At 47.5% G+C, this 8228-nt stretch carries 7 protein-coding genes; all 7 read left to right on the top strand.

The window, feature by feature from the left end; all coding sequences use genetic code 11:
* Positions 1–317: 317 nt before the first annotated feature.
* The 7 genes from QUB51_RS08045 to rsgA all read left to right on the top strand — a co-directional run bounded on the left by QUB51_RS08045 (position 318) and on the right by rsgA (position 8033).
* Positions 318–920: a hypothetical protein gene (locus tag QUB51_RS08045; RefSeq protein WP_333056041.1), complete on the top strand. Its 603-nt coding sequence runs from the start codon at positions 318–320 to the stop codon at positions 918–920.
* A complete protein-coding gene (locus tag QUB51_RS08040) occupies positions 910–1599 on the top strand; it encodes a transposase (protein WP_333056042.1) in 690 nt (229 codons plus the stop codon). Before QUB51_RS08045 ends, QUB51_RS08040 begins: the two co-directional genes overlap by 11 nt.
* Positions 1600–1699: 100 nt before the next feature.
* Entirely contained in the window at positions 1700–2494 is a 795-nt protein-coding gene (grpE, locus tag QUB51_RS08035; RefSeq protein ID WP_333056043.1) for a nucleotide exchange factor GrpE, read from the top strand.
* 293 nt (positions 2495–2787) lie between these two features.
* On the top strand, positions 2788–4941 hold the full coding sequence (gene dnaK, locus QUB51_RS08030) for a molecular chaperone DnaK (RefSeq protein ID WP_333212565.1): 2154 nt from the start codon (positions 2788–2790) through the stop codon (positions 4939–4941).
* Positions 4942–5073: 132 nt separating this feature from the next.
* On the top strand, positions 5074–6204 hold the full coding sequence (dnaJ, locus tag QUB51_RS08025; RefSeq protein ID WP_333212567.1) for a molecular chaperone DnaJ: 1131 nt from the start codon (positions 5074–5076) through the stop codon (positions 6202–6204).
* A gap of 291 nt (positions 6205–6495) precedes the next feature.
* Positions 6496–6786: a sulfurtransferase TusA family protein gene (locus QUB51_RS08020; protein WP_333056046.1), complete on the top strand. Its 291-nt coding sequence runs from the start codon at positions 6496–6498 to the stop codon at positions 6784–6786.
* A complete protein-coding gene (gene rsgA / locus QUB51_RS08015; protein WP_333212569.1) occupies positions 6783–8033 on the top strand; it encodes a ribosome small subunit-dependent GTPase A in 1251 nt (416 codons plus the stop codon). Before QUB51_RS08020 ends, rsgA begins: the two co-directional genes overlap by 4 nt.
* Positions 8034–8228: the final 195 nt, after the last annotated feature.

Below are 8228 nucleotides of genomic sequence, written 5' to 3'. Positions count from 1 at the left end.
TAAGTTAAGAGTTGGGATTCAATCAACTTTCAGCAAAACTTTTCATTATATCATAAAATTATTTTGCAAGAGGTCTATTTAAACGGGGCTTTGAATATTTTAGGGAAAGCTTTGAGCAATGTCTCCAGGTCGGGCGAGACTTCCTCTTTTCACATTGTGCCATACACCAATACTCCGGACAGTTTTTAAAGAGGGATAGGATCGCAATAAAATAGAGAAGTGAAAAAAGTGAGTGCAATCTGAACCCAAAATAAACAGAAAAAAAGGCACTCTTTTAGGTTAAGCTATAAAAACACACAAGCTCAACAGATTGCCTTATGAACATTATGGAATCCATCTTACAACAAATGCCAGGGATTAGTCAACCCCAAAAGAAGTTTTTAATCACTTTATTCTCAACTATTTTACTGAGCTATGGCAAGGTCAACTTCACGAATCTCAGTCGTTATAGTTGTTTGAGTGAAAAAACCTATCGTCGTCACTTTCTCAAAAGCTTTAACTTTCCACAATTCAATCAATATTTCCTCGAACAATCCTTAAATCCTGAACACACAGTCATTGCTGTTATTGATTGTTCTTTTTTAAAAAAAAGTGGCAAAAAAACTGACGGCAAGGGTTATTTTTATAATGGTGTAGCGGGGAAATCGGAACAGGGTTTGGAAATTTCTGTAATTTCTATTGTCGAAATTGAGAGTCGTTTATCTTATAGCTTAAGCGTGCAACAAACTCCATCACGTCCTCAAATAAAGCCCGTGAAAAAACTGCCACAAAAACCGAAGAATAGCAGGTCAAAGAAATCTCGTAAAAAACAGGAGTCTCACAGCTCAACGCCTGACATCACAAGGGTTGATGACTATGCAAAACACTTGAAGAATACTCGTTGTTTCTTCCCAACTTCTGTACGTCCAAATGGTCGCTGATGGCTATTATTATCGCTCTAAATTCTGGGATGCTGTGCGGGAGTTGAATTTAGACTTTATTGGCAAGCTAAGAGTTGATGCCAACCTACGCTATCTTTATACAGGCGAACAAAATAAACTGGGAGCTCCTCGAAAATATGATGGTAAGGTTGACTGTCAAGACCTGAGTCGTCTTAACTTTGTCAAATACATAAAACCGGGGGTTTCATTATATACATTGGTCGTCTGGAGTTGTTGTTTGAATTGCCAAATTAGGTGGGCTTGTATCTCTGAAGTTCAATCCAACGGCAAAATCAAAAATGCTTTATTATTTAGCACTGATATTCATCTACCACCTGAGCAAATTGTTGAATATTATCAGGCTCGTTTTCAAATCGAATTTATTTTTCGTGATGCTAAACAATTTACGGGATTATCTGATTGTCAAGCTCGTCATTTACCACGGCTGGATTTTCATTTTAATGCCAGTCTGATTGCCTTAAATTTAGCCAAATATCAACTCTCTAGTTGTCATTCATCTGCCAAATCGTTTGTGTTTTCAATGGCTTCTTATAAACGCCTAGAATTCAATAAGCATCTACTTTGTACCTTTATTGATAAGTTAGATTTAGACCCGGATTTGATTTTAAATCACCCCAACCTTCCTTCAGTCTTGTCTTATGGTACTTTGGCTGCTTAAAAACTGTCCGGAGTATTGATACACAGTAAATTCGAGTCCTCTAGATTTACCGGGTTAACTGTATCTGCTAGAATTGATAGGGTTCTGTCGCGCAGCTTTTATGATTGACGAGGAAAAACAGCAAGATCAAGATCCTAACTCAACTGGGGAAACCACCCCAGAGGGTTCGCCAATGGCAAGCGAAAATCCGGCGGCATCAGGAAACTCGAACGAATCGGCGGATTGGGAGCTCGAACTTGCTCGAGCTTATCAAAGTTCTCAAGGCGATCGCCCGCCAGCAAACGCATCCGGGGATACCATCACCGGCAGTTCCACCAACAGCCCGACTGCAGACGGGGCGGAGCCTTGGAAGAAGGAACTGGCCCAGGCCAACGATGAAAAAGAGGCTTTAAAAACTCAGTTGCAAGCCACATCGGCTCAACTAGAAGAACTGAAAAATCAAAATCTCCGCCTAGCAGCAGATTTTGAGAACTTCCGCAGGCGTACCCAAAAGGAAAAAGAAGAGCTAGATTTACAGGCAAGGTGTCTCACGATTAAACCCCTGTTGCCGGTAATTGACAATTTCGAGCGCGCTCGATCGCACATCAAGCCGCAAACCGACGGCGAAATGAACATTCACAAAAGCTACCAAAGTGTTTACAAGCAAATGGTAGATAGCCTCAAGCAAATCGGGGTTTCTCCGATGCGGCCCGAAGGCGAACAGTTTGACCCCAACATCCACGAAGCTCTACTCAGCGAGCCAACTGACGAACACGAGGAAGGCACAATTATCCAAGAACTAGAACGCGGCTACATTCTGGGCGATCGCGTCTTGCGGCACGCCAAAGTGAAAGTTGCAGCGGCTGGGCTATCTGTGGTAGCCTCAGATGAAAATCCCGATAGTTCGGAAAGTTAATCGGGATACAAGCTACTGCATTCCTTAAAGTCACTTACCCCCGAATTCTATTCGGGGGTGCCCAGGTGGCAGACTCACCAACTTATTAATTAAAGATGACTAAAAGCACGTCAGCGCTTTATCCAAAAATTCTGAAAAATGTTTTTACCGGTCTTTGATATTGCTTTAGGACATCAAGTTTATTTCCTACAAATCTAGTCTGGTAATGCTTGTTTAAACAAGCTGAGTCGTTTTTCCTCCCCCAACCTGTAGTTGGAGGTTTCCAAACATCCCACAAAGTTTTATGAGGCGCTATGGGAAAAATTATTGGAATTGACTTAGGCACAACTAACAGTTGCGTAGCTGTGTTAGAGGGCGGTAAACCCGTCGTGATCGCCAATTCCGAGGGCGGTCGCACAACTCCGAGTATAGTAGGATTCGGCAAGGCGGGCGATCGCTTAGTAGGTCAACTAGCCAAGCGGCAAGCTGTAACTAATGCTGTAAATACTGTATACAGTATCAAACGATTTATCGGACGGCGGTGGGACGACACGGAAGAAGAACGAGCGCGGACTCCCTATACCTGCATAAAAGGCAAAGACGATACCGTTAACGTCCAAATTCGGAACAAGGTTCACACTCCCCAAGAAATCTCGGCAATGGTACTCCAAAAGCTCAAGCAAGATGCTGAAGCTTATTTGGGACAAACGGTTACACAAGCCGTGATTACAGTGCCAGCTTACTTCACAGACGCCCAACGGCAAGCTACTAAAGACGCCGGTACGATCGCCGGCCTAGAAGTCCTGCGGATCGTCAACGAACCGACGGCTGCAGCCCTTTCCTACGGGCTGGACAAGCAAAATATAGAACAGAAAATCTTGGTCTTTGACCTGGGCGGCGGTACTTTCGACGTTTCGATCCTGCAACTGGGAGACGGAATTTTTGAAGTCAACGCTACCTCCGGTAACAACCATCTCGGAGGAGATGACTTTGACGACTGCATAGTGCAGTGGCTGGTAGAAGCTTTCCGCACTCAAGAAGGCAGTGACCTTTCACAAGACAAAATGGCCTTGCAGCGCCTCCGAGAAGCTGCCGAAAAAGCAAAAATCGAACTCTCCAACCGGGAATCCACCTCAATCAATTTGCCCTTCATCTCTTCTGACGAAAAAGGGCCGAAGCATTTGGAAATGGAACTCTCCAAAGCTCAGTTTGAAAAACTGGTGGCTCATTTGGTGCAAGCGACGATCGATCCGGTGACTCAAGCCCTCAAAGACGCAAGTTTGACCCCCAAAGACATAGACAGAATTATTTTAGTGGGAGGCTCAACCCGGATTCCGGCAGTTCAACAGGCAATTAGCAAGTATTTTGGGGGCGTTTCTCCCGATAAATCCGTCAATCCCGACGAAGCTGTAGCGGTAGGCGCGGCAATTCAAGCCGGAGTGTTGGGTGGTGAAGTCAAAGACTTGCTGCTGCTCGATGTGACGCCGCTCTCCCTGGGACTCGAAACCTTGGGCGGGGTGTTTACCAAAGTAATCGATCGCAATACAACTATTCCCACGAGCCGATCGCAAATGTACAGCACGGCGACAGACGGGCAAACCTCGGTAGAAATTCACGTCCTCCAAGGCGAGCGGGCATTGGTTAAAGACAATAAAAGTCTCGGCAAGTTCCTGCTCAAAGGCATTCCCCCAGCCCCCCGCGGCGTACCTCAAATCGAAGTTACCTTTGAAATCGATGCCAACGGGATTCTCAAAGTTGCCGCTGAAGACAAGGGAACCGGAAAAGAACAAAGCATCCAAATTTCCAATACAGGGGGATTGAGCGAAACCGAAGTCGAGCGGATGCGACAAGAAGCCGAACTTTACGCCGACGAGGACATCAAGCGCGCTCTACTCGTCGAACTCAAAAATCAAGCTGACTCCCTCGTCTATAATTGTGGTGTAACTTTAAAAACCAACGCGCAACTGCTGAGTGACGAGCTCAAGGCCGAAGCGGAAACAGCCGCAGCAGCCTTGCGGGCAGCGATGAGTAACCCCGACATCACAATCGAGGAACTCACCCCCGCAATCGAATCTTTCAAGCAACTGCTATACTCGCTGGGGACAGCAGTCTACGACCAAGCCCGCAGCGGGGTAGCCCCGTCAGGAGCTGTTGTTGAAAGCGAGATGATGTCAGAAGTAGAATCATCAGAACCAGAAGAGGTTAAAGCGGACGACGACAGCATTTTGCTGAAAGAAGAGCTGCTGGTGGCGCCCCAAGCTCCGCCGGCACCAAAGCCGGAACCAAAGCCGGCACCAAAGCCGGAACCAAAGCCGGAGCGACAGTCAAAACGACAGCCAAGTCCACAGTCAAATCCACAGTCAAGTCCACAGTCAAATCCACAGTCAAGTCCACAGTCAAGTCCACAGTCAAAACAAAAACAGAAGGTTCCCGAACCAGAAGTTGATGATATGAATCCTTTCCTTTAAAACAGAAAAGCTAAAAATTAAAAGTTAAAAATTAACAATGAGAATTTTTGATTTTTAATCTGTAATTTCAGGAAAGGTAGCCCGTTTCTTTTTCGTACACTTTTTGTTATTTACCTCCAGGCAAGCAGCTCTATGGCCGGTGATTACTATGAAATATTAGGCGTTTCTCGCAGCGCAGACAAAGAAGAAATTAAGCGTGCTTACCGCCGCCTAGCTCGCAAGTACCATCCAGATGTCAACAAAGAATCCGGTGCCGAGGAGCGGTTTAAAGAAATTAACCGCGCCTACGAGGTACTCTCAGAACCAGAAACCCGCGCCCGTTTCGACCGTTTCGGCGAAGCAGGCGTCAGCGGTGCAGGCGCGCCTGGGTTCCAAGACTTTGGTGACAGCTTTGCCGATATTTTTGAAAGCTTCTTTCAGGGCTTTCAGGGAGGCGTCGGTGGGCCACAACAGCAAGGTCGCAGGCGCAGCGGGCCGGTGCGCGGAGACGATTTGCGCCTCGATTTGCGGCTGGATTTTCGAGAAGCAGTGTTTGGTGGGGAAAAAGAACTCCGCATCAAGCATCTAGAAACCTGCGAAACTTGCACCGGGACTGGCGCGAAACCGGGAACCAGACCACAAACCTGCTCGACTTGTACCGGCAGTGGTCAAGTCCGACGCGCTACCCGCACTCCTTTCGGCAGCTTTACTCAAGTTTCAGTTTGCCCCACTTGCAGCGGCACCGGGCAAGTGATTGAGGATAAGTGCGAAACTTGTGGCGGCCGAGGCCAGAAAGAAGTGATGAAAAAGCTGAAAATCACAATTCCGGCTGGGGTTGACAACGGTACTCGCTTGCGGGTTTCCAATGAAGGGGATGCCGGCAAACTGGGCGGGCCGCCTGGGGATCTTTACGTGTTCTTGGCGGTGAATGAAGACCCGCTATTTAAGCGCGACGGCACTAACGTTAGCTCGGAAGTTAAGATTAGTTATTTGCAAGCAATTTTAGGGTGCCGGTTGGAAGTGGAAACCGTAGACGGGCCGACGGAATTGTTGATTCCTAGCGGAACTCAGGCCAATACTGTTTTGACTTTGGAGAAAAAAGGGGTGCCTCGGTTGGGAAATCCAGTCAGTCGCGGCGATCATTTGATTACGGTGTCTATTGACATTCCGACTAAGGTGACGGCTGAGGAACGGGAATTGCTGATGCAGCTTGCTAAGCTGAAGGGCGATCGTACTGGTAAAGGCGGTTTGGAAGGATTTCTGGGCAATTTGTTTCAGAAATAAGCAATTTTTGACACCAATTGGTGTCAAATTTTCCTGTTTCAGGATTCCCCAGCCATTGGTTTTAGTATTTGTCAAAAAATTGTGTGGAATTGCTCACAAAAATCTCAGGTGGGACGCTTCCTGGGCATTGCGTTTCAGCAGCGCTCAAAAAAGTGAGCGCAATTGCGCTCACTTTTTTCAGAAAGAATAACAGTCTGTGTCCAATTGGACACAAAATTTTAGATTCTCCAGTTTCCAGGCAACTTGTTTAAAAAACTACGGCTTTCAGGATTTGAGATTGCAAAAAGTATTATGAATTCAACATCGAAAATTGAAAATCCCAAATCCCCAGATGCCAAAATCGATCTGCGGGGTACTCCGTGTCCTCTGAATTTTGTCCGCACTAAACTGCGCTTGGAGCAAATGGCACCGGGAGCAGTTTTGGAAGTGTGGCTGGATGCTGGGGAGCCGATCGAACAAGTGCCCGATAGTCTGAAAATGGAAGGGTACCAGATTCTGGAAACGCAATTTGTCGCGGATGGGCCGGAGTCGGGCTATTTTTCCATGAAAGTGCAGCGCCCCGAACACCAGGAAGCAGGATGAGCCTGAATTCACCCTCGATCGTGGGTACTGTAATTGCTGTTCAGGCTAACTTCTACCAAGTGAGGTTAGATCCCGAAGTCTCCATTGACGGGGAAAAGGCCCCCCTTGCAGATTCTCCGATTCTCTTGTGCACTCGTCGCACTCGACTCAAAAAAATTGGCCAACAGGTGATGGTGGGCGATCGGGTGGTGGTAGACGAACCGGACTGGACTGACCGCCGGGGAGCAATTTCTGAAGTCTTCCCCCGCCAAACAGAACTCAACCGCCCGCCTGTAGCTAATGCCGATCGCATTCTCCTGGTTTTTGCCCTCGCCGAACCAGACTTAGATCCCGCATCATTAACTCGGTTTTTAGTCAAGGCAGAATCTACAGGTTTAGAGGTGAGTTTGTGCCTGAACAAATGCGATTTGGTCACGCCCGATGAGTTGGAACAGTGGCGCGATCGGCTTTCAGGCTGGGGCTACGAACCAATGTTTATTAGCGTCCGCAGCGGTTTAGGAGTTCATGAAGCCCCCGCTAAGGGTCAAAATGAAATTTTTGCCTCGGAACCGCATTTCAATGACTTAGCGGAGAAAATAGAGCCATCTCTGCTGATTTATGAGGATAACCCCCACCTTCCAAATTCGGTCAAGCCGTTACATCCGTTAAATCCCGTACATATGCCGTTGCCGAACTTGCTTCTAGACCACCTGCAAGGAAGAATAACGGTAATTTGTGGCCCTTCTGGGGTTGGCAAGTCCAGCTTGATCAACCAACTGATCCCGGCCCTGAATCTGCGAGTGAACGCTGTTTCCGGCAAACTCGGCCGCGGGCGCCACACGACTCGCCACGTCGAACTATTTGAACTCCCCGGCGGCGGACTTTTGGCCGATACTCCGGGCTTTAATCAACCGGCTCTCGAATGCGATCCGTCCGAGTTAGCGGAATATTTCCCAGAAGCGCGCCAGAGGCTGGCTTTGGGTAGCTGCCAGTTTAGCGACTGTTCGCACCGAGACGAGCCTAACTGTGTCGTGCGGGGGGGTTGGGAGCGCTATGAGTATTACTTGCAGTTTCTCGAAGAGGCGATCGTCCGCGAACAAGCTCTGCAAAACTCCAGCAGCGCCGAATCGAGTTTGAAGCAGCAAACCAAGTCGGATGGTACGCAGCATTACGAACCGAAGCTGCAAACTAAAAAATATCGCCGCTCTTCCCGCCGCCTTCAACACCAGTCACTCCAAGATATGTGTCAAGACTTAGAGGAATTGTGAGGAAGTCGCCGCCCATCGGCCGTAGGTACTAGAAAACCGTACCAAGACTTACCCAGAAACCGGGTTTCCTTGACGAAAATACTTAGTTGCACCCCAAGGGGCTGTTCGCAAAACCGGCTTTCTTTAGTGGCGAGTGCGTAAGTCCTGAGTACATTAATAGCTAAAATTAAATGGCCTTAGATTTGTAAAAAAAAG

Source organism: Microcoleus sp. AT8-A3, from assembly GCF_036705675.1.
GTDB lineage: Bacteria > Cyanobacteriota > Cyanobacteriia > Cyanobacteriales > Microcoleaceae > Microcoleus.
Note: the sequence above shows the minus strand (reverse complement) of the source record. Positions and strands in the feature narration are given on the sequence as shown.

Excerpts from the sequence above, each read along its gene's own strand:
- QUB51_RS08020 (WP_333056046.1), top strand. The coding sequence starts at position 6,496 with ATGAATTCAACATCGAAAATTGAAAATCCCAAATCCCCAGATGCCAAA.
- dnaJ (WP_333212567.1), top strand. The coding sequence starts at position 5,074 with ATGGCCGGTGATTACTATGAAATATTAGGCGTTTCTCGCAGCGCAGAC.
- rsgA (WP_333212569.1), top strand. The coding sequence starts at position 6,783 with ATGAGCCTGAATTCACCCTCGATCGTGGGTACTGTAATTGCTGTTCAG.
- QUB51_RS08045 (WP_333056041.1), top strand. The coding sequence starts at position 318 with ATGAACATTATGGAATCCATCTTACAACAAATGCCAGGGATTAGTCAA.
- QUB51_RS08040 (WP_333056042.1), top strand. The coding sequence starts at position 910 with ATGGTCGCTGATGGCTATTATTATCGCTCTAAATTCTGGGATGCTGTG.
- dnaK (WP_333212565.1), top strand. The coding sequence starts at position 2,788 with ATGGGAAAAATTATTGGAATTGACTTAGGCACAACTAACAGTTGCGTA.
- grpE (WP_333056043.1), top strand. The coding sequence starts at position 1,700 with ATGATTGACGAGGAAAAACAGCAAGATCAAGATCCTAACTCAACTGGG.